A 20,426-nucleotide genomic window follows, 5' to 3' on the forward strand; every position below is an offset into this window, starting at 1 on the left:
CCGCTCTGGTGCTTGAGACACAGCAGACGGGGCGGAGGCCGAGTCGCGGCATGGAGCGTGATTTCAGAACCACTTTCACCCGGGCCGCGGGGGCGCTGAAACATCATCCCGCGCTCGTGCTCAACGCGGATTACCGGCCGCTGTCCTACTACCCGCTGTCGCTGTGGCCCTGGCAGGAGGCGGTCAAGGCGGCCTTCCTCGACCGCGTCGACATCGTCGCCGAATACGACGAGGTGGTGCGAAGCCCCACCATGACGCTGCGAATACCCAGCGTCGTCGTGCTGAAAGATTACGTCCAACCCAGGAAGCGCGTGGCCTTCACGCGCTTCAATCTTTTTCTGAGGGACGAATTCCACTGCCAGTATTGCGGCGCCCGGACCGAGCTGACCTTCGACCACGTCGTGCCGCGCGCCAGCGGCGGCCGCACCAGCTGGGAGAACGTCGTCGCCGCCTGCGCCCCGTGCAACCTGCGCAAGGGCTCGAAGAGCCTCGCGCGCGCGGGCATGTCGCTGCGCAAGCCGCCGCGCCGCCCCGGCGCGCAGGAACTGCTGAATCTCGGGCGCAAGTTCCCGCCCAACCACCTGCATGAAAGCTGGATGGACTTCCTCTACTGGGACGCCGAACTGCAGGAGTGAGGCCCACACCACCGGGCCTATGCCACGAAGCCTGTGCCACGAAAAAGGGCGCCGCGGAAACCCGGGCGCCCGTTTTCATGCGTCTGGCGGGAAACTCAGCCGTTGTTGCCGGCGGTCTCGGGCCGCTGCGCGTGCTTCTGCGCGGTGGCCTGCTGCGGCGTGGCGGCCTGCGGCGCGGCCTGGCCGGCGGCGGCCTGCGGGCGGGCCTTGTTGCCGTTCAGCGGATCGTCCTGGCGCTGCACCGAGCCTTCGAAATGCGCGCCGCTCTCGATCGCGATGGTCTTGTGGATGATGTCGCCCTCGACCCGCGCGGTGGCGGTCAGGCGGACCTTCAGGCCGCGAACGCGGCCCACGATGCGGCCGTTCACCACCACGTCGTCGGCGATCACCTCGCCCTTGATCGTGGCGCTCTCGCCGATGGTCAGAAGATGCGCGCGGATGTCGCCCTCGATCGTGCCCTCGACCTGGATGTCGCCGGTGGTCTTGATGTTGCCGGTGATGTGCAGATCGCTCGACAGCACCGAGGCCGGCGGCTTGGCCTTGGGCGCGGCGGGCTTGTAATCCTGCGACGCCGGGCTGGGCGATGCCGGCGCGGCCTGCTTGGCGGACTCGTCGGACCGCGGACCGGGCTCGTTGATCTTGCTCTTAGAAAACATCGTTCGCAGCCTTGATGTAGATCATGGGATTGACGGCTTCGCCGCCGACGCGGACCTCGTAGTGCAGGTGGGTGCCGGTGGACCGTCCGGTGTTCCCCATATCAGCAATCCGCTCTCCGCGCGAGACCCTATCGCCCACGTTCACGTGCAGTTTCGAGTTGTGCGCATAGCGCGTCTCGATGCCGAATTCGTGCTGGATCTTGACCAGCCGGCCATAGCCCGACTGCCAGCCCGCGAAGGTCACGACGCCGTCGGCGGTGGCGTGGATCGGCGTGCCGTGGGGGCCGGCGAAATCGGCGCCGTTGTGCATCCGGCCCCAGCGCCGGCCGAAACCGCTGGTGAAGCGGACGGCGGTCTTGGTGGGCGAGGCGAAGGGCGCCTTCTCGGCGGCGATGCGGTAGAGGTTCAGCCGGTCCATCTGGCCCAGCAACCGGTTGGCGCGCGCGGTGTCGTCCGACAGCGCGCCGCGCGTGGACAGGCTCAGCGGCGTCAGCGGGCCGCCCTGACCGGAATACCCCTTGCGCACCTGGTTGATGATGCGGTCGGGGTCCATGCCGGCCTGCTCGAACATCTTGTCCAGCGGCTTCACGGACACGGTCATCGCTTCTTCGAGCTGGCTGAAGATGCGGTCGTTCTCTTCCTCCATCTGCTCGATGGCGGCTTCCATCTCGGCGGCGCGGACCAGGGCGGCCTGCGCGTCGACGACGATCTGGTCGCGCTCCTCGGCGGTCTTCGACAGCGCCTCGACCAGCATGTCCAGCGTCCCGGACTCGCCGGCGCCCTCGGCGCCCGCCAGCACGGTCTCGCCGGTCTCGATCCGGGTCTCCAGTGCCGCCAGCCGCTGGCCCAGAGCCTCGCGCGCCGACATCGCGTCGCGCAGCGTCGCCTGGATCACCTCGATCCCGGTCTCGAGCTCCATCCGCTGGGCTTCCTTGTCCAGCAATTCGCTCTGCATGACCGAAATCTGCCGCAGCGCGGTGTTGAAGCGGTCCTGCGCGGCCTTCGCCTCGGCGGCGCGGGCGTCGCGCTCGTCCGACAGGGCGTTGAGGCGTTGTTCGTAGGTGGTCTGTTCGCGCGCGGCCTGCTCGCGGATGCTGCCGGCGCCGATGCTGTCCATCAGCAGGATCGCCGTCGCGACGGCCGTCCAGCCGACGAAGGCGGTGGTGCCGACCAGCGCGGCCAGCTGTGTGCCCGACCTAAGCCGGATGAACCGGGTGTCGGCTTCGCTGCGCAGGAACAGCCGTCTCTCAGGAAGGAAGCGCTCAAGCAGCGCGTGTGTTCTGATCGCCAGACGTGTTCTCACCTCAGCGTCCCTTGTCCTGTCCCAATCCCGGCCTGTGGCTCCCCCGAACCCGGGCCTTGCGAAGGGCGTAGCCAGAAGGTGTTAAATTCGCAACAAATTTAGACCGATGGTTCCGGGCTGGCGGCGTATGCCCGCTGATTCGGCAGAAATCCGCCGATTCGCAGTCGGGTCCTGCCGGTTGTTCGCGGCCTGTTCCTCAGGTTTCCGGTCAGCGGCCGGCAAAGGCCGCGCAGCTCCGCGGCCTCGGCGCGCGCCTCGGCATCGACGGGGGGCTTCGGCGCGCCGCAAAAACGGCGCCGCACGTGGACCGGTGCCCAGCCACAGGCGACGTCGCCCAGTGCCTCGGAACAGGTCATCTCCGGCGCGGCGACCGCACCATGCGCGCCCGCGCGTCCGTTCGCCGGGGCCGCGCGGACATGGCCCTTTGGGTCAAGACGATCCCGCTCATGTGCGGGCAGCGCCCGCGCATCGCTAGGCGTCGCCGCGACCCCGTCAGCGGAAAAGCATTACCGAAAGGTAAATTCGCCTCTGCAAGCCCTTGATTTTACTAGGGCGCCCCCATGTCCCACCGTGGGACATCCCTCAGGTCTGCAGTGCACGCACCGCCTCCAGCACCTCCTCGGCATGGCCGGGCACCTTCACCTTGCGCCATTCCCGCGCGATCCGCCCCTCGGCGTCGATCAGGAAGGTCGACCGCTCGATCCCCATGAAGGTCTTGCCGTACATCGACTTTTCCTTCCACACGCCGAACCGCTCGCAGACGTCCCCCTCGGCGTCCGACAGCAGCGGCACGCTCAGCGCCTTCTTCGCCATGAACCTGGCGTGGCTCTCCAGCGTGTCCTTCGAGATCCCGTAGACCACGGCACCCGCCGCGGCGAACTCGCCCCGCATGGCGCTGAAAGCCTCGTTCTCCTTGTTGCAGCCCGAGGTGTCGTCGCGCGGATAGAAGAACAGCACGACCGCCTTCCCGCGCAGGTCGGACAGCGTGATGCTGACCTCCTCGCCGGTCTCGGAAGAACCGGTCGTGCCGGGCAGGGTGAAATCCGGGGCCATGTCGCTCATGCTGTCTCCTATTCGATTCTCGTTTTCCGCGCCCATCGGCAAAGCGCCGCGCGCGGCGCTCAGCGGCGCTGGTGCCGCCCGCGGGCAGCGCATAGAATAACGCGATGGGGCGCCTCTTCCACACAGCATGACATCAGATCGAACACCACCGGCCCGCAAACCGACGGCGCCGCGCGCAAGGCGCCTCGGCATGGCTGCGCTGGTCGGCGCCGGCCTGCTGGTGCTGGCTGCAGGGCTGGTCATGGCCGTGCTTGCCCGCGGGATCACCTCCCCCGACTGGGTTCGCGCCAGAATTGAAGCCCGCCTGAACGAGGCGCTGCCCGGCCTGGACGCCAGCTTCGACCAGATGCGCCTGCAGGTCGCGTTTCCCGGCCGTGCGCGGGTCGGTCTGCGGGGCGTGCGCCTAGTCACCGATGGCGGTGTGCCGGTCGCCGAGCTTTCCGACGTGAGCCTTGGTCTCGCACCGCGCGCGCTGGCACGCGGACAGCTGGCGCTGGACGACGTGCAGGTCACCGGCGCCTTGGTCACGCTCGTGCGCCAGCCGGACGGCCGGCTGGGCCTCTCGCTCGGCTCGGCCTTCGGCGGCGGGCCGGTCCCGTCGCTGACCGGAATCATCGCGTCTGTCGACCGGGCGCTGGCGGGCGCGCAGCTTTCGGGCCTGCGCCGGATCGGGGCGGAGGGATTGACCCTCCGCTACGAGGACCGCCGCGCCGGACGCGGCTGGACGCTCGATGGCGGCCGGCTGCGGATCGCGCGCGAACGCGGCCGGCTCGAGCTTTTTGCCGACCTGGCGCTTCTCGGAGGCGGCGACGGTGTCTCGACCGTCGAGGTGACGGCCGAAAGCGTGATCGGCAGCGACACGATCGGCTTCGGCGTGCTGCTGGAAAACCTGCCGGCGCGCGACATCGCCACGCAATCGCCCGCGCTGGCCTGGCTCGAGGCGCTGGACGCGCCGATCTCGGGCGCGCTGCGCTCGGGCGTCGAGGCGGACGGTACGCTGCGGCGCATGGACGCCACCCTGCAGATCGGAGCCGGCGCGCTGGCGCCGAACCCGGCGACGCGCCCGATCGCGTTCGACGGCGCGCGCACCTATTTCAGCTATCTCCCGGACGAGCGGCTGCTGCGCTTCGACGAGATCGCCGTGCAATCGCCGCTGGGCGAGGTTCTGGCCGAGGGGCAGGCGCGCCTCGACGCCGCCGAGCGCGGCTTGCCTGGCGGGCTCTGGGCGCAGATGCGGCTGTCGCGGATCACCATGGCCGAGGGCACGGTGGTGGACCGGGATGTGACGGTCGACGGTGCGCAGGCGTCGTTCGAGCTGTCGCTCGACCCGTTCAGGGTTACGCTGGGCAGCCTGAGGGTCACCGATCCGGCCTTCCCACTGCGCGCGTCGGGCACGCTGGCCGCCAAGCCCGAGGGCTGGGACCTTGCGCTTGATGCGCACGTGGCGCGCACCGGTGCAGAGCAGGTGCTGTCGCTGTGGCCCCGCTCGCTGAAGCCCCGCACACGCGACTGGGTTTCCGAGCATGTCCGCGCGGCGCGCCTGCGCGACACGAGCTTTGCCCTTCGTGCCGCGCCCGGAGGCAACCCCAAGACCTATTTCGACATGCGGTTCGCCGACGCCGATGTCGCCTACAGCCGTGATCTGCCACCGATTACGGGGGGGGCGGGCCGGTTGACCATCGACGGCCGGCGCCTGGCGCTACGGGTTGACGAAGGCAAGGTCGACGCCGGCGGGGGACCGATCGACGTGGCGGGCTCGACGTTCGTGATCCCCGAGCTGGGCGACCGCGGCGGGCCGGGCATCGTGACCCTGGCGGCCGCAGGCAGCGCGACGGCGGCACTGGCCTACCTGGACAACCGGGAATGGCGTCTGCTGGAAAAGGTGGGGCGCAGCCCGGACATGGCGCAGGGCGTGGCCGAGATCGGCGGCACGATCACGCTGCCGTTGCGCAAGGGCGTGAAACGCGAGGACGTCGCGCTGGACCTGGCGGGCACGCTGCGCGACGTGGAAAGCGACGCGCTGGTCGATGGTCGGGCGCTGACGGCGCGGGCACTGGCTATCGCCGTCGACGACGAGGCCATCACGGTGGAAGGCCCGGTGACCCTGAGCGGCGTCGCGGCGGATGCGCGCTGGCGCCAGCCGATGGGCGGTGGCGGCTCGGAGGTCGAGGCCGACGTCACACTGTCACCGGCCGCGCTGGACGCCTTCGGCATCGCGCTGCCCGACGGCATGCTGAGCGGATCGGGGCAGGCGCGCCTTTCGGTTGCGCTGCGGGCCGATGCACCGCCCTCCTTCACGCTGGACAGCGACCTTGCGGGGCTGGGGCTGGACCTGCCGCAACTGGGCTGGTCGCTGCGGCCCGGCACGACCGGGCGCTTCACGATCTCGGGCGCCGCCGGCGCAACCCCGACGATCGACGCGCTCGCGCTGCGCGGACCGGGCCTGACCGCCGAGGGCACCCTGACACTGGCAGCGGGGGGCGGGCTGGAGTCGCTTGCACTGTCGCGGCTCGCGGTCGGGGGCTGGCTGGATACCGAGGCGACGCTGGTCCCCCGCGGCGGCGCGATGGACGTGGCTCTGCGGGGCGGCATGCTGGACCTGCGCCGCGCGCCCTTCGGTCAGGGGGGCGGTGCCGGCGGGGGCGGTTCGGGCGGCGCGGGCGGTCGGTTCGACCTGGCGATCGACAGGTTGCAGGTGACTGACACGATCACGCTCGACCGCTTCACCGGGCGGGCCGAGGCGGTTGCCGGCGGCGGGCTGCGCGGGGGCTTCACCGCGCGCGTGGGCGGCAAAGAGCCCGTCGCGGGCGAGTTGCTGCCGCAGAACGGCGGCGTGGCCCTGCGTCTGGCGGGCGAGGATGCCGGCGACATCCTGGAGGCGGCGGGCCTGCTGGCCAACGTGCAGGACGGCAGCTTCCGGCTGGACCTGGCGCCGGTCGCGGGGGCGACGGGCCAGTATGATGGTCTGTTGAAGATCGAAGGTGCGCGGCTTCAGGACACGCCAGCCGCCGCTGCCCTGCTGGATGCGATCAGCGTGGTGGGGCTGATCGATCAGCTCAACGGTCCTGGCATCTTCTTCTCCGAAGTCGAGGCGCGGTTCCGCCTGACGCCGGGCGGGATCACCCTGTCGCGTGGCAGCGCGGTCGGGCCGTCCATGGGCGTGTCTTTGGACGGCTACTACAATCTGGCGGACGGCCGGATGGACCTGCAGGGCGTGCTGTCGCCGGTATACATACTGAACGGCATCGGCCGGCTGATCGCGCGCAAGGGAGAGGGGCTGATAGGCTTCAACTTCAACCTGCGCGGCACGCGCGACGCGCCGCAGGTGTCGGTTAACCCGCTTTCGGTCTTCACCCCGGGCATGTTCCGTGACATTTTCCGGCGGCCTCCGCCAACCCTTACACGCTGACCGTGACGGGCTGCCAAGCGCGCCCGCGTCCAGAACATCTGCCCCGAAAGACCCGCATGAAGCTGTCCGATTTCGACTTCGACCTGCCCGACGAGCTGATCGCAACGCGGCCAGCACAGCCACGATCATCGGCCCGGCTTCTGGTGGCGCAGGGCGATGCGATCACCGACGCGGTGGTGCGCGACCTGCCGGACTGGCTGCGCCCGGGCGACCGGCTGGTGCTGAACGACACCCGCGTGATTCCCGCCCGACTGAGCGGCACGCGCACGCGCCCCGGCGCCGCGGGCGAGGGCACGGCCCGGATCGAGGTCACGCTGCTGGAGCCGCAGGCGGATGGAAGCTGGGCGGCGCTGGTCAGGCCGCTGCGCAAGCTGCGCGAGGGCGAGGTCGTGGTCTTCTCGGATACGCTGAGCGCCACTTGCGAAAGCAAGGAAGACGGCCAGGCGCGGCTGCGCTTCAACCTTTCGGGCGAGGATTTCGACGCCGCCCTGAACGAGGCCGGCGCCATGCCCCTGCCGCCCTACATCGAGGCGAAGCGCAAAGCCGACGCCCGTGACCGCGAGGATTACCAGACCGTCTGGGCGCGTCGCTCGGGCGCCGTGGCCGCGCCGACCGCCTCGCTTCATTTCGACGAGCCGCTGCTGGCGGCGCTGGCCGCGCGCGGCGTCGACTTCACCCACGTGACCCTGCACGTGGGCGCCGGCACGTTCCTGCCGGTCAAGGTCGACGACGTCACCGAACACAAGATGCACGGCGAATGGGGCGAGGTGACCGAAACGGCCGCCGCCGAGATCGCCGCGACGAAGGCGGCGGGCGGCCGCGTGGTCCCGGTGGGCACCACCGCTCTGCGCCTGATCGAGACGGCCGCGCAGGGCGGCGCCATCGCGCCCTTCCGGGGCGTGACCGACATCTTCATCTATCCCGGCTTCACCTTCCGCGTGACCGACGCGCTGATGACGAACTTCCACCTGCCGCGCTCGACGCTGATGATGCTCGTCTCGGCGCTGATGGGGCGGGCGCGGATGATGCGGGTCTACGAGCACGCGGTCGAGGACCGATATCGCTTCTTTTCCTACGGCGACGCGTCGCTGCTGATCCCGGACTGAGGCACGGCAGCGGCACGGACGACGCCGCGGAAATTCGCCGCCACCGACCTTTGACGCCAAAAGATGTCGTTTCCGAACCAGACCGATCCTTCGGCACGGGTTTAGGCGGGGACCTCAAGGGTCGGAGCGGTCATGATCGACGTGCTGAAGAATTCATGGGCGCTTCTGCTCGGGGTGTTTCTGCTGCTGCTGGGCAACGGGTTGCAGGGCTCGTTGCTCGGCGTGCGCGGCCCCGATGCGGGATTCTCGCCGCTGGCGATGTCGGTCATCATGTCGGGCTATTTCGCGGGCTTCCTCGTGGCGTCGCGCACGGTGCCCACGCTGATCCGCCGGGTCGGACACGTGCGCGTCTTCGCCTTCCTCGGCTCGCTGACCTCGGCCGTTCTGCTGGTGTTTCCGGCGGTGACGGACCCGATCGTCTGGACCGCCAGCCGCATCGTTCTGGGCTTCTGCTTCTGCGGCGTCTACGTGACCGCCGAAAGCTGGCTGAACAATGCCGCCACGAACGAGACGCGCGGCCAGACGCTGTCGGCCTACATGATCGTGCAGACCGTCGGCATCATCACCGCACAGGGCCTGCTGGTCGTCCCCGACCCGACGGGCTTCCTGCTGTTCGTGATCCCGTCCATGCTGGTCTCGCTCAGCTTCGCGCCGATCCTGCTGTCGATCCAGCCGACCCCGGCCTTCGAGACTTCGAAGCCTATGACGCTGGCGCAGGTTTACCGCGCCTCGCCGCTGGGATGCGTGGGCATCTTCCTGCTGGGAGGCGTCTTCGCTGCGCAGTACGGCATGGCGGCGGTCTACGGCAAGGCGATCGGCCTCAGCCTGCCGCAGATATCGGCCTTCATCGCGTCGTTCTACGTGGGAGCGCTGGTGCTGCAATACCCGTTCGGCTGGCTGTCGGACCGAACCGACCGCCGGGCGCTGATCCTGGGAATCGCGATCATGGGAGCCACTGCAGCCATCGTGGGCGTGATGTACGGCCAGGTCTACGACGTGCTGCTGCTGGTCGCCTTCCTGATCGGCGGGGCAGCCAACCCGCTCTATTCGCTGCTGATCGCCTATACGAACGACTTCCTCGAAGTTGAGGACATGGCCTCGGCCTCGGCCGGTCTGTACTTCATCAACGGTGTGGGCGCCGTGGCCGGGCCGTTGGTGATCGGCTGGTCGATGCAATCCATCGGCCCCGAAGGATTCTTCTTGCTGATCGCCACCCTGCTGTGCGCGCTGTCGGGCTATGCCGCTTGGCGGATGACCCGCCGCGCCGCGCCGGACGAGACGGTGGCCTACACGGCGCTCAGCCCGGCGCTGTCGGCTTACACGCTGGAGACGGCGCAGGAATACGCCTACGAAACCGCGCTCGAGAGCGCCGCCGAAGGTGCCGAGCATTCCGCAGGCACGGAGGCGTCCGGCGCGGAACCGTCATCTGTTGACACAGTTCGTGATTGGCCCCGCTCGGCCGGGCAGGTCTAGTTTCCCTGAAAGGCAGGCAGTACAGGAGCCGCACGATGAGGACGCCGCAGGACATACTGGCATTCTGGATCGACGAGGTCGGACCCGAAGGCTGGTACAAGCAGGACGACACGCTGGATGCCGCGATCCGCGACCGCTTCGGCGAGACCTACGCGGCCGGCATGGAGGGTCGCTTCGGCCTGTGGCTGACCTATCCGAACGGTGTGCTGGCCTACGTCATCCTGTTCGACCAGTTCCCGCGCAACATGTTCCGCGGTCAGGCGGCGGCGTTCCGCTCGGACCAGATCGCGCTGGCGGCGGCCAAGCAGGCGATCCATCGCGGTTGGGACCTGCGCGTGGACGAGCCCGCGCGGCAGTTCTTCTACCTGCCGCTGATGCATGCCGAGAACCTGTGCGATCAGGACCGGTGCGTGCGCCTGATGAAGGAGCGGCTGCCTGGCGGCGCCGACAACCTGGTGCACGCTTGCGCGCACCGCGAGATCATCCGACGCTTCGGCCGCTTCCCGTACCGCAACGAGGCGCTGGGCCGCACCACTTCGCCCGCCGAGGCCGAGTTCATGAAGAGCGGCGGCTACGGCGCCGTGCTGCGGAGTCTGCAGGAGAAGGCCGAGGCGGCCTGACATCGCCGGCCGTTCCGGGCCGCCCGGCGGTGTCCCACGGTGGGACACGAGGGCGGTCTAGCAAAATCAATGGCTTGCAGAGGCGCTTTAACCTTCCGGTAACGCTTCGCCTCTGCTCGCCCCGTCGCCGGTCTGGCCGCGGGACTCGAGTGTAGTCCTCACGTGATCCTCGAGAAACCTGCGCGCGCGCCGCTCGGCCAGCCGGATGCGGATCGAGGTCATGAACGCCTCTTCCGACGTCTGCGAGGAGGCGCCGAGAACCTTGGCGACCTCCTCGAACAGCCGGTCGTCGCCCAGCGTGTCCATCGCCTTGATCGTGTCGGCGGCCAGGGCGTCGGCGAGTTCGGTCAGGACCTTGTCGGACATGGCCTAGCGCGAGGTCTCGGTCAGGCGTCGCTTCACGTAGCCCGACACGCTGTCGATCATCGGCTCCATGTACGGCTCTTCGAAGAAGTGGCCCGAGCCCTCGATCTCCTGGTGGGTGACGGTGATGCCCTTCTGCTCGTGCAGCTTGGACACAAGCGTGCGGGTGTCCTGCGGCGGGGCCACGCGGTCGCCCGTGCCGTTGATCACGAGTCCCGAGGACGGGCAGGGCGCCAGGAACGAGAAGTCGTACATGTTCGCCGGCGGCGACACCGACACGAAGCCGGTGATCTCGGGGCGGCGCATCAGAAGCTGCATGCCGATCCAGGCCCCGAACGAGAAGCCGGCGACCCAGCAATGCTTCGAGTTCTGGTTCATCGACTGCAGGTAGTCGAGCGCCGAAGCGGCGTCGGACAGCTCTCCCACGCCCTGGTCGTATTCGCCCTGGCTGCGGCCCACGCCGCGGAAGTTGAAGCGCAGGACGGTGAAGCCCATGCGGTGAAAGGCGTAATGAAGGTTGTAGACGACCTTGTTGTTCATCGTCCCGCCGAATTGCGGGTGCGGATGCAGCACGATGGCGATGGGGGCGTCGCGGTCCTTCTGCGGGTGATAGCGGCCTTCGAGGCGGCCTTCGGGTCCGGGAAATATGACCTCGGGCATGGGGCGTTCGGGGCTCCTTCTTGGGCGCCGGTCGTGGTTGACGGGTTGGCCGCGACAGCTTAGAAAAGTTCTAAATGAGCGGGTGCTTGCGCCGCACCCGGACAGAAGGCAAATAGGCAACTGGTCTCGCGGCGTCAATCGCCGCGGCCTTGGATGCCTGGTGTCGTTGCGCAACGTCCGGGGGGAACGAGTCAAGGCGGTCGAGGGCCGGAAGGCTTCCGTGGACCGGGCAGAGGGAGGGGCGACGCGTGAAGCTCAGCACCAAGGGACGTTACGCGATGGTCGCGCTTGTCGACATCGCGATCCAGCCGGGCGGCCGGCTTGTCACCCTGTCCGACATCGCCCAGCGACAGGATCTTTCGCTGCCGTATCTCGAGCAGTTGTTCGTGAAGCTGCGCCGCGCCGGGCTGGTCGAATCGGTGCGCGGACCCGGCGGCGGCTACCGGCTGGGCAAGCCGCCGACGGAAATCCGCGTGGTCGACGTGCTGTCCGCGGTCGACGAGACGGTGGACGCCATGCACAAGGGCGCGGGCGCGTCCGGCGGGCTGTCGGGATCGCGCGCGCAATCGCTGACCAACCGGCTGTGGCAGAGCCTTTCGGCGCAGGTCTACGTCTTCCTGCACCAGGCGCGGCTGTCGGACGTGGTGGAGAACACGCTCGCCCCCTGTCCGGCGGTGCCGGCCCTGTTCGCGGTGGTCGACGATGAGAAGGCGTGAGCAGAGGCCAAGTGTCCCACATGCCGATGTGGGAGTGAGCGCCGGGACGAAGGATCCTGCCACATGAGCCGCGTCTATCTGGACTGGAACGCCACTGCGCCGCTGCGCGCCGAGGCGCGCGCGGCGATGGTCGAGGCGATGGACGTGGTCGGAAACGCGTCGTCGGTGCATGGCGAGGGACGTGCGGCCAAGGCGCTGCTCGAACGTGCGAGGGCGCAGGTGGCGTCGGCCTTCGGCGCGGACGGGGCCGACATCGTGTTCACCTCGGGCGCGACAGAGGCGGCGGCGCTGGCCTGCGCGGGGCAGGGGCTGCTGGGCGCGGATATCGAGCATGACGCCGTGGCGGCGTGGATCGACCCCGTCCTGCCGGTGGACAGTGCCGGGCAGGTCACCGTGGACGACCCGGCGCGGAGCGTTCTTCAAGCCGCGAACTCGGAAACCGGCGTGGTGCAGGACCTGCCGCAGGGCCTTGCCGTCGTCGATGCGACGCAGGCTTTCGGCAAGCTGCCCTTCGCGTTCAACTGGACGGGTGCTGCGATGGCGCTGATCTCGGCGCACAAGCTGGGCGGTCCCAAGGGCGTGGGCGCGCTGGTGATGAAGCGCGGCACCGATCTTGCGGCGCAGATCCGCGGCGGCGGTCAGGAGATGGGTCGCCGTTCGGGCACCGAGAACCTGATCGGCATCGCCGGTTTCGGCGCCGCGGCCGAGGCGGCGGCACGCGATCTGGACGCCGGCATCTGGGACCAAGTCGCCGAGATTAGAAATATTCTAGAGAAAGCGGTTGAGGCGGGCGCGAAAACGACTATTTTTATCGGGAAAGACGCGGCCCGCCTGCCCAACACGTCATGCTTCGCCACGCCCGGCTGGAAGGGCGAGACGCAGGTCATGCAGATGGATCTCGCGGGCTTCGCGGTCAGTGCCGGCAGCGCATGTTCGTCGGGCAAGGTCCGCGAAAGCCGTGTTCTGCGGGTGATGGGATACGATGCGGACGTCGCGGGCTCGGCCATCCGGGTCAGCATCGGCCCCGCGACGACACAAGACGACGTGCTGCGCTTCGCCGAAGCGTGGCTCAAGACACACGCACGGCACCGCGCGCGGGCCGCGTGATCAGGAGGAAACGCGCATGACTGCTTATGATGAGGTCACCGTCAAGGAAGGCGTCGACCAGGAAACCGTCGATGCCGTCAAGTCGGTCGGCACGTACAAGCACGGCTGGAACACCGAGATCGAGATGGAATACGCCCCCAAGGGGCTGACCGAGGACATCGTGCGCCTGATCTCGGACAAGAACGGCGAGCCCGAGTGGATGACCGAGTGGCGCCTGGGCGCCTATCAGCGCTGGCTGAAGATGAAGGAACCCGACTGGGCGATGGTCGAGTATCCGCAGATCGACTTCCAGCAGCAGTATTACTATGCCCGGCCGAAATCGATGGCCGAGAAGCCCAAAAGCCTCGACGACGTCGATCCGAAGTTGCTGGAAACCTACGCCAAGCTCGGCATCCCGCTGAAGGAGCAGATGATCCTGGCGGGTGTCGAAGGTGCGGGTGACGCGGCCGCCGAGGCCCGCACGGGCGGTGGCGAAGAGCGTCGCGTGGCCGTGGACGCGGTGTTCGATTCCGTCTCGGTAGGCACGACCTTCCAGAAGGAACTGAAGAAGGCGGGCGTGATCTTCTGCTCGATCTCAGAGGCGATTCGCGAGCATCCCGAGCTGGTGAAGAAGTACCTCGGTTCGGTCGTGCCGGTGCAGGACAACTTTTACGCGACGCTCAACAGCGCCGTGTTCAGCGACGGGTCCTTCGTCTACATCCCGCCGGGCGTGCGCTGCCCGATGGAGCTGTCGACGTACTTCCGGATCAACGCCGAGAATACCGGTCAATTCGAGCGGACGCTGATCATCGCCGACAAGGGCAGCTACGTCAGCTACCTCGAAGGCTGCACCGCGCCGCAGCGCGACGTCGCGCAACTGCACGCCGCGGTGGTCGAAATCATCGCCGAGGAAGACGCCGAGGTGAAGTACTCGACCGTCCAGAACTGGTATCCCGGCGACGAGAACGGCAAGGGGGGCATCTACAACTTCGTCACCAAGCGCGCCGATTGTCGCGGCGACCGGTCCAAGGTGATGTGGACGCAGGTGGAAACCGGCAGCGCCGTGACGTGGAAGTACCCGTCCTGCATCCTGCGCGGCGACGACAGCCAAGGTGAGTTCTACTCGATCGCGATCACCAACAACCACCAGCAGGCCGACACCGGCACGAAGATGGTGCACCTGGGCAAGAACACCCGGTCGCGCATCGTGTCCAAGGGCATCAGCGCGGGCGTGGCGCAGAACACCTATCGGGGGCTGGTCTCGATGCACCCGAAGGCCAAGAACAGCCGCAACTACACCCAGTGCGACAGCCTGCTGATCGGCGACAAGTGCGGGGCGCACACCGTCCCCTACATCGAGGTCCGCAACAACAGCAGCCGGGTCGAGCACGAGGCGACGACGTCGAAGGTGGACGACGACCAGATGTTCTACTGCCGCCAGCGCGGCATGAACGAGGAAGAGGCCGTCGCGCTGATCGTCAACGGCTTCGCACGCGAAGTTCTGCAGGCGCTGCCGATGGAGTTCGCGATGGAAGCCCAGCAGCTGGTCGCGATCAGCCTCGAAGGCTCGGTCGGATAAGGCAGCCGGCGGCGGGCACGGCCCGCCGCTACGCAGGAGGCCGCACGATGCTTGCGGAAGCCATCAACCAGAGCGCTGGCGTCGGCGTCGGGGTGTTCCTCGGCTCGTTGCTGGGGCTGACGGTCCACAAGCGGGCCGGGCGGGGCGGGACCTTCATGCTGAAGGAGTCGGTCCTGTTCACCGCTTTGGTGGCCGGGATGGTCGCTTGGGTGTGCTTTGCCGCGCTCCGCCTCGTCATCGGTTTCTGACAGGCTTCAAGGGGAAGACAGATGATCCTGACCACCACCAACTCGGTCGAAGGCCAGCGCGTGACCGACTACCGCGGCATCGTCGTGGGCGAGGCGATTATGGGCGCAAACGTATTTCGTGATTTCTTCGCGCAGATCACCGACGTAGTGGGCGGACGTTCGGGCGCCTACGAATCCAAGCTTCAGGACGCCCGCGACACCGCCATGCGCGAGCTTGAACAGCGTGCCCGGGCCCTCGGCGCGAACGCGGTCATCGGTATCGACCTCGACTACGAAGTCGTCGGGGAATCGATGCTGATGGTGTCGGCGTCGGGTACGGCGGTGGTGCTCGGGTGAGCCAGGCCGCCGCCACCCAGCGGCCCGAGCTGACGCTGCCCGAGGCCGAGGCACACGCGCTGCGCACGGCTTATGAAGACGCGGCGGTGATCCTGGAATACGGATCGGGCGGCTCGACCGTTATGGCAGCGGAACTGCCGGGCAAGACGGTCTTTGCGGTTGAATCCGACAAGGCCTGGGCCGAGGACATGCGCGCCTGGTTCGACGCGAACCCGCCGGCCGAAGGCACAGAGGTTCACGTGGTCTGGTCCGACATCGGCCTCACGAAGGAGTGGGGCCAGCCGCGGGACGACAGCGAATGGCGCCGCTGGTCGCGCTATCCGCTGGGCATCTGGCGCGACAAGGGCTTCCGCCAGCCTGACGTGGTGCTGGTCGACGGCCGCTTCCGCGTCGGCTGCGCCTTGGCGTCGGCCTTCCTGACGCAGGCGCCGCTGACGCTGCTGTTCGACGACTACGCCGACCGGCCGCGCTACGCCCGTGTCGAGGACTGGCTTGGCCCGCCTTCGATGATCGGTCGCATGGCGGTGTTCCATGTCGAGCCGACGCCGATTTCGCCCGACCGCCTGCTGCAGGTGGTCCAATTCATGCACCGCCCCTGAGGGGGCACCGGAAATCGCGGCCCCCGGGGCCGCAGACAATAGCGAGGACGAACGATGCTCGAGATCAAGAACCTGCACGTGAAGCTTGAAGAAGAGGACAAGCAGATCCTCAAGGGCGTGAACCTGACCGTCGAGGCGGGCAAGGTGCACGCGATCATGGGGCCGAACGGGTCGGGCAAGTCGACGCTGTCCTACGTCCTCTCGGGCCGTGACGGCTACGAGGTGACCGAGGGGACCGCGACGCTGGACGGCGTGGATATCCTGGACATGGATCCCGAGGAGCGCGCCGCCGCAGGCCTCTTCCTGGCGTTCCAGTACCCGGTCGAGATTCCCGGCGTCGGCAACATGACCTTCCTGCGCACCGCCGTGAACGCGCAGCGCAAGGCGCGCGGCGAAGAGGAGATGAGCTCGACCGAGTTCCTCAAGACCATCCGCGCCCGCGCGAAGGATCTGAAGATCGATCAGGACATGCTGAAGCGTCCGGTCAACGTGGGGTTCTCGGGCGGCGAGAAGAAGCGCAACGAGATCCTGCAGATGGCCATGCTGGAACCGCGTATGTGCATCCTGGACGAGACCGACTCGGGCCTCGACGTGGACGCGATGAAGCTGGTGGCCGACGGCGTGAACGCGCTGCGCAGCGAAGGCCGCGGGTTCCTGGTGATCACGCACTACCAGCGGCTTCTGGACCACATCAAGCCGGACGTGGTGCACATCATGTCGAACGGCCGCATCATCAAGACCGGCGGGCCCGAGCTGGCGCTCGAGGTCGAGAACCAGGGTTACGAGCACCTGAAAGCGGAGGAAGCCTGATGGCACTGCCCGAGCAGAAACAGACGCTGACCGAGACGCGCCTGTCGGGGCTTTCGGTTCCCGAGGGCGGCTGGGCCGAACCCGCGCGCCGGGATGCGCTGGCGCGCCTGCGCGCGATGGGCCTGTCCACGCGGCGCGACGAGTACTGGAAGTACACCCGCCCCGACACGCTGACCGCGCCCGAGCCCGAGGCCGCGGAGGTTTTCGACGACAGCGACGAGCCGCAGCTGTTCTCCGAGCGGAACGGGCTGAAGATCGTCTTCACCGACGGCGTGTTCGACGAGGGCGCATCCGACGCGCTGGAGTTGGACGGCGTGCGGATCGACCGGCTGGCCGAGACGTCCGACATCCACTGGGCCAGGGACGTCTACGGCGTGCTCGAGGCGCGCGGCCAGGCGCCGGTTCAGCGCCCGCTCGCGGCGTTCAACACCGCGTTCGCCACCGACGGCGTTCTCATCCACGTCACCGGTCGGCCGTCGCGGCCGATCCACCTGATCTACCGCCGCAGCGGCAATGCCGCGGACGCGGTGCTGCATCACGTGGTCAAGGTCGACGCGGGCGCCTGCGCGACGATTCTGGAAACGGGTCCGGCCGCCGCGCGGCTCAACAGCGGGATGGAGGTCGAGATAGCCGATACCGGCACGCTGCACCACGTGCGCGCGCAGGGCCGCGATCACGAGCGGCGTGCGGCGACGCATGTGTTTGCCCGCTTGGGCCGCGAGTCGGTGTTCAAGAGCTTCACGCTGACCGCCAACGGCACGCTGACACGCAACGAATGCGTGATCGAGTTGACCGGCGACGACGCGGTGGCCCACGTGGCGGGCGCCTGCATGGGCGACGGCGATTTCCACCACGACGACACGGTCTTCGTCACCCATGACGCGGTGAACTGCGAAAGCCGGCAGGTGTTCAAGAAGGTACTGCGCAACGGCGCGGTGGGCGTGTTCCAGGGCAAGATCCTGGTCCAGCCCGGCGCGCAGAAGACCGACGGCTACCAGATCAGCCAGGCGCTGCTGCTGGACGAGGACAGCCAGTTCCTCGCCAAGCCCGAGTTGGAGATCTACGCCGACGACGTGGCTTGCTCGCACGGATCGACCAGCGGTGCCATCGACGAGGACAGCCTGTTCTACCTGCGCGCGCGCGGCGTGCCGCGTGGCGAGGCCGAGGACCTGATGACCATCGCCTTCATCGCCGAGGCCGTGCTCGAGATCGAGGACGAGGACCTGCAATCCGACATCAACGACCGCGTCGCCGCCTGGCTTGCCCGGCGGCGGACCTGACGGCTGCATGCCCGTCACGACCGACATCGCGGCCAGCTACCGCCGCCCCGGCGCGGTGGTGCAGGGGCAACTGGCGCGCGGGGCCTCCGAGCCGCGCGCGCTGGCGATCCTGATGGGCGCCTGTCTGGTGCTGTTCATCGCGCAATGGCCCGGCCTTGCGCGCCAGGCGCATCTGCAGCAGGCGGATCTGCAGGCGCTGATGATGGGCTCGCTCTTCGCCATCGTCCTGCTGCTGCCCCTGCTGCTCTACGGACTCGCGGCGCTGACCCAGGCGTTCGCGCGGCTGGCGCGCCGCCCGGTGACGGGATACGGCGCACGCTTTGCGCTGTTCTGGGCGCTTCTTGCCGCGTCGCCGCTTTTCCTGCTGATCGGGTTGATCGAAGGCTTCGTCGGGCCCGGGCCGGGCCTGTCGGTGGTCGAGTTCCTCGCGCTGACGATCTTCGCGTGGTTCTGGATCAGCGGCCTGCGCGCGGCGCGGATCGACCGGGACGCGCGATGATGGTCGATTCGTTCCTGCGCCTCGCGGTACAAAGCGTCACCGCCCCGCGCGACGTGGCGCGCCTGTTGCTGTCGATCCGGCCGGGTACCGAGGCCTTGGTCACGGGCTTCGCGCTGGTCGTGGTGCTCAACGCGCTGGTTTTCGGGCTGTCGCGCCTGCTGCTGCCCGACGGCGGCATGGCCGGGGCCGTGATCCTCGACAGTCCCTTCGCCTTCATGGTGCTGCAGGCCGCGACGCTGGTCGCGACGATCGCGGCGCTGACATGGGCGGGCCGCGGTCTTGGCGGGACCGGCGGCTTCGCCGACCTCGCGGTCTTGATGATCTGGCTTCAGGCGCTGCGTGTGCTGGCGCAGGCCGTGGTCTTGGTGGTCATGCCGATCTCGGCGTTTCTGGGCGCCGTGCTGGTCATGGCGGCTTCGGCGCTGGGGGTCTGGATCGCGGTTCATTTCATCGACGAGGCGCATGCGTTGCACAGCGTCCTCAAGGCAATTCTCGTCCTGATCGTCGGCATCGTGGGCATGGCGATCGCGCTGTCCATCGTGCTGTCGGTGATCGGGATCACACCGGACGGAGTGACCGGATATGTATGACGTAGCCCAGATCCGCCGCGATTTCCCGATCCTGTCGCGCGAGGTGAACGGCAAGCCGCTGGTCTATCTCGACAACGGCGCAAGCGCGCAGAAACCGCAGGTGGTGATCGACGCGATCACCCGCGGCTATGCCGAGGAATACGCCAACGTGCATCGCGGCCTGCATTACCTGTCGAACCTGGCCACCGAGAAGTACGAAGGCGTGCGCGACGTGATCGCGCGCTTCCTCGGCGCCCCCGATCCGCAGGAGATCGTATATACCACCGGCACCACGATGGGCATCAACCTGGTGGCCTATGGCTGGGCGATGCCGAACCTGCAGGCCGGCGACGAGATCGTGCTGTCGGTGATGGAGCATCACGCCAACATCGTGCCGTGGCATTTCCTGCGCGAGCGGATGGGCGTGACGATCAAGTGGGTCGACGTGGATTCGACGGGCTATCTCAACCCGCAGAAGGTGATCGACGCGATCGGGCCGAAGACCCGGCTGATCGCGATCACGCACCTGTCGAACGTGCTCGGCACCGTGGTGGACGTGAAGACGATCTGCCACGCCGCCCGCGAGCGGGGCGTCGCCACGCTCGTCGACGGCAGCCAGGGCGCCGTGCACATGCCCGTGGACGTGGCCGATATCGGCTGCGATTTCTATGCCATCACCGGGCACAAGCTTTACGGTCCTTCCGCCTCGGGAGCGATCTACATCCGGCGCGAGCGCATGGACCAGATGCAGCCCTTCATGGGTGGCGGCGACATGATCCGCGAGGTCCACAAGGACAGCATCACCTGGAACGACCCGCCGATGAAGTTCGAGGCCGGCACCCCCGGCATCGTCCAGCAGATCGGGCTGGGCGTTGCGCTCGACTACATGATGGGCCTGGGGATGGAGAATATCGCCGCGCACGAAACCCGCCTGCGCGATTACGCGCGCGCGCGCCTGGACGGCCTGAACTGGATCAGCGTGCAGGGCACGACACCGGACAAGGCGGCGATCTTCTCGTTCACGATGGATGGTGCCGCGCATGCCCACGACCTGTCCACGATCCTCGACAAGAAGGGCGTCGCGGTGCGCGCGGGGCAGCATTGCACCGGGCCGCTGATGGAGCACATGGGCCTGACCGCCACCTGCCGGGCCTCGTTCGGCCTGTACAACACGGAGGCCGAGGTGGACAGCCTGGTCGATGCGCTCGAACTGGCGCACGATCTTTTCGGCTGAAGGGGGGCGCCGGATTTCCCGTTGCGGGCGGCTTGCGATTGCCCTAAACAGCCCGCAGCGGCCGTCTTGCGGCCCCATGCGCTCGCGTAGCTCAGCTGGATAGAGTGTCGGCCTCCGAAGCCGAAGGTCACAGGTTCGAATCCTGTCGCGAGCGCCAATTCCCTCAATTGAACAGACTTCTTG

Annotated in this window: 21 protein-coding genes and 1 tRNA gene; 17 read left to right on the plus strand and 5 right to left on the minus strand. The window is 68.1% G+C overall.

The window, feature by feature from the left end; genetic code table 11:
• The first annotated feature begins 50 nt into the window (after positions 1-50).
• On the plus strand, positions 51-635 hold the full coding sequence (locus BLW27_RS03110; protein WP_089879105.1) for an HNH endonuclease: 585 nt from the start codon (positions 51-53) through the stop codon (positions 633-635).
• A 95-nt stretch (positions 636-730) separates the two neighbouring features.
• On the opposite strand, the gene BLW27_RS03115 is transcribed toward BLW27_RS03110, so the two are convergent.
• From BLW27_RS03115 to BLW27_RS03125, 3 genes are all read right to left on the minus strand, one after another.
• Positions 731-1,291, minus strand: a complete 561-nt coding sequence (locus BLW27_RS03115; protein WP_089879108.1) for a bactofilin family protein — start codon at positions 1,289-1,291, stop codon at positions 731-733.
• Complete coding sequence (locus BLW27_RS03120; protein ID WP_089879111.1) at positions 1,281-2,594, minus strand: M23 family metallopeptidase; 1,314 nt, start codon at positions 2,592-2,594, stop codon at positions 1,281-1,283. The genes BLW27_RS03115 and BLW27_RS03120 overlap by 11 nt, the downstream gene beginning before the upstream one ends.
• 582 nt (positions 2,595-3,176) lie before the next feature.
• On the minus strand, positions 3,177-3,656 hold the full coding sequence (locus BLW27_RS03125) for a peroxiredoxin (RefSeq protein ID WP_089879114.1): 480 nt from the start codon (positions 3,654-3,656) through the stop codon (positions 3,177-3,179).
• 190 nt (positions 3,657-3,846) lie between these two features.
• Between BLW27_RS03125 and BLW27_RS03130 the strand changes: the two genes are divergently transcribed.
• From BLW27_RS03130 to BLW27_RS03145, 4 genes are all read left to right on the plus strand, one after another.
• A complete protein-coding gene (locus BLW27_RS03130) occupies positions 3,847-7,065 on the plus strand; it encodes a YhdP family protein (RefSeq protein ID WP_245710754.1) in 3,219 nt (1,072 codons plus the stop codon).
• A gap of 56 nt (positions 7,066-7,121) precedes the next feature.
• The gene (queA, locus tag BLW27_RS03135; RefSeq protein WP_089879120.1) at positions 7,122-8,171 is read left to right on the plus strand and encodes a tRNA preQ1(34) S-adenosylmethionine ribosyltransferase-isomerase QueA; all 1,050 of its coding nucleotides are present in this window, start codon (positions 7,122-7,124) and stop codon (positions 8,169-8,171) included.
• A 132-nt stretch (positions 8,172-8,303) separates the two neighbouring features.
• Positions 8,304-9,644, plus strand: a complete 1,341-nt coding sequence (locus BLW27_RS03140) for an MFS transporter (RefSeq protein WP_089879123.1) — start codon at positions 8,304-8,306, stop codon at positions 9,642-9,644.
• 35 nt (positions 9,645-9,679) lie between these two features.
• Positions 9,680-10,264: a DUF924 family protein gene (locus tag BLW27_RS03145; RefSeq protein ID WP_089879126.1), complete on the plus strand. Its 585-nt coding sequence runs from the start codon at positions 9,680-9,682 to the stop codon at positions 10,262-10,264.
• Between the two features lie 87 nt (positions 10,265-10,351).
• On the opposite strand, the gene BLW27_RS03150 is transcribed toward BLW27_RS03145, so the two are convergent.
• A complete protein-coding gene (locus BLW27_RS03150; RefSeq protein ID WP_089879129.1) occupies positions 10,352-10,630 on the minus strand; it encodes a hypothetical protein in 279 nt (92 codons plus the stop codon).
• Between the two features lie 3 nt (positions 10,631-10,633).
• Positions 10,634-11,287 (minus strand): alpha/beta hydrolase, encoded by a 654-nt coding sequence (locus BLW27_RS03155; protein ID WP_089879132.1) that lies wholly within the window; start codon positions 11,285-11,287, stop codon positions 10,634-10,636.
• A gap of 248 nt (positions 11,288-11,535) precedes the next feature.
• On the opposite strand from BLW27_RS03155, the gene iscR reads away from it, so the two are divergent.
• The 12 genes from iscR (at position 11,536) to BLW27_RS03215 (ending at position 20,400) form a co-directional block, all read left to right on the plus strand.
• Positions 11,536-12,003, plus strand: coding sequence for a Fe-S cluster assembly transcriptional regulator IscR (iscR, locus tag BLW27_RS03160; RefSeq protein WP_089879135.1), 468 nt, complete (start codon positions 11,536-11,538; stop codon positions 12,001-12,003).
• Between the two features lie 63 nt (positions 12,004-12,066).
• Entirely contained in the window at positions 12,067-13,110 is a 1,044-nt protein-coding gene (locus BLW27_RS03165; protein ID WP_089879137.1) for a cysteine desulfurase family protein, read from the plus strand.
• Between the two features lie 16 nt (positions 13,111-13,126).
• A complete protein-coding gene (sufB, locus tag BLW27_RS03170; protein WP_089879139.1) occupies positions 13,127-14,668 on the plus strand; it encodes a Fe-S cluster assembly protein SufB in 1,542 nt (513 codons plus the stop codon).
• Between the two features lie 47 nt (positions 14,669-14,715).
• Positions 14,716-14,916 (plus strand): hypothetical protein, encoded by a 201-nt coding sequence (locus tag BLW27_RS03175; RefSeq protein ID WP_089879142.1) that lies wholly within the window; start codon positions 14,716-14,718, stop codon positions 14,914-14,916.
• Between the two features lie 21 nt (positions 14,917-14,937).
• Entirely contained in the window at positions 14,938-15,252 is a 315-nt protein-coding gene (locus BLW27_RS03180) for a heavy metal-binding domain-containing protein (protein ID WP_089879145.1), read from the plus strand.
• Complete coding sequence (locus BLW27_RS03185; RefSeq protein WP_089879148.1) at positions 15,249-15,851, plus strand: hypothetical protein; 603 nt, start codon at positions 15,249-15,251, stop codon at positions 15,849-15,851. The genes BLW27_RS03180 and BLW27_RS03185 overlap by 4 nt, the downstream gene beginning before the upstream one ends.
• Before the next feature lie 54 nt (positions 15,852-15,905).
• Positions 15,906-16,661 (plus strand): Fe-S cluster assembly ATPase SufC, encoded by a 756-nt coding sequence (gene sufC, locus BLW27_RS03190; RefSeq protein WP_089879151.1) that lies wholly within the window; start codon positions 15,906-15,908, stop codon positions 16,659-16,661.
• On the plus strand, positions 16,661-17,941 hold the full coding sequence (locus BLW27_RS03195; RefSeq protein ID WP_089879153.1) for a SufB/SufD family protein: 1,281 nt from the start codon (positions 16,661-16,663) through the stop codon (positions 17,939-17,941). The genes sufC and BLW27_RS03195 overlap by 1 nt, the downstream gene beginning before the upstream one ends.
• A 7-nt stretch (positions 17,942-17,948) precedes the next feature.
• Positions 17,949-18,440 (plus strand): YIP1 family protein, encoded by a 492-nt coding sequence (locus BLW27_RS03200; RefSeq protein ID WP_089879156.1) that lies wholly within the window; start codon positions 17,949-17,951, stop codon positions 18,438-18,440.
• Positions 18,437-19,030 carry a YIP1 family protein gene (locus BLW27_RS03205; RefSeq protein ID WP_089879159.1) on the plus strand — a complete coding sequence of 198 codons (594 nt, stop codon included), beginning with the start codon at positions 18,437-18,439 and terminating at the stop codon, positions 19,028-19,030. Before BLW27_RS03200 ends, BLW27_RS03205 begins: the two co-directional genes overlap by 4 nt.
• Complete coding sequence (locus BLW27_RS03210) at positions 19,023-20,243, plus strand: cysteine desulfurase (protein ID WP_089879162.1); 1,221 nt, start codon at positions 19,023-19,025, stop codon at positions 20,241-20,243. Before BLW27_RS03205 ends, BLW27_RS03210 begins: the two co-directional genes overlap by 8 nt.
• Positions 20,244-20,323: 80 nt before the next feature.
• Positions 20,324-20,400, plus strand: a tRNA-Arg gene (locus BLW27_RS03215).
• Positions 20,401-20,426: the final 26 nt, after the last annotated feature.

Origin of the sequence: Citreimonas salinaria (genome assembly GCF_900107235.1) — a bacterium.
In the GTDB taxonomy this organism is placed as follows: Bacteria; Pseudomonadota; Alphaproteobacteria; order Rhodobacterales; family Rhodobacteraceae; genus Citreimonas; species Citreimonas salinaria.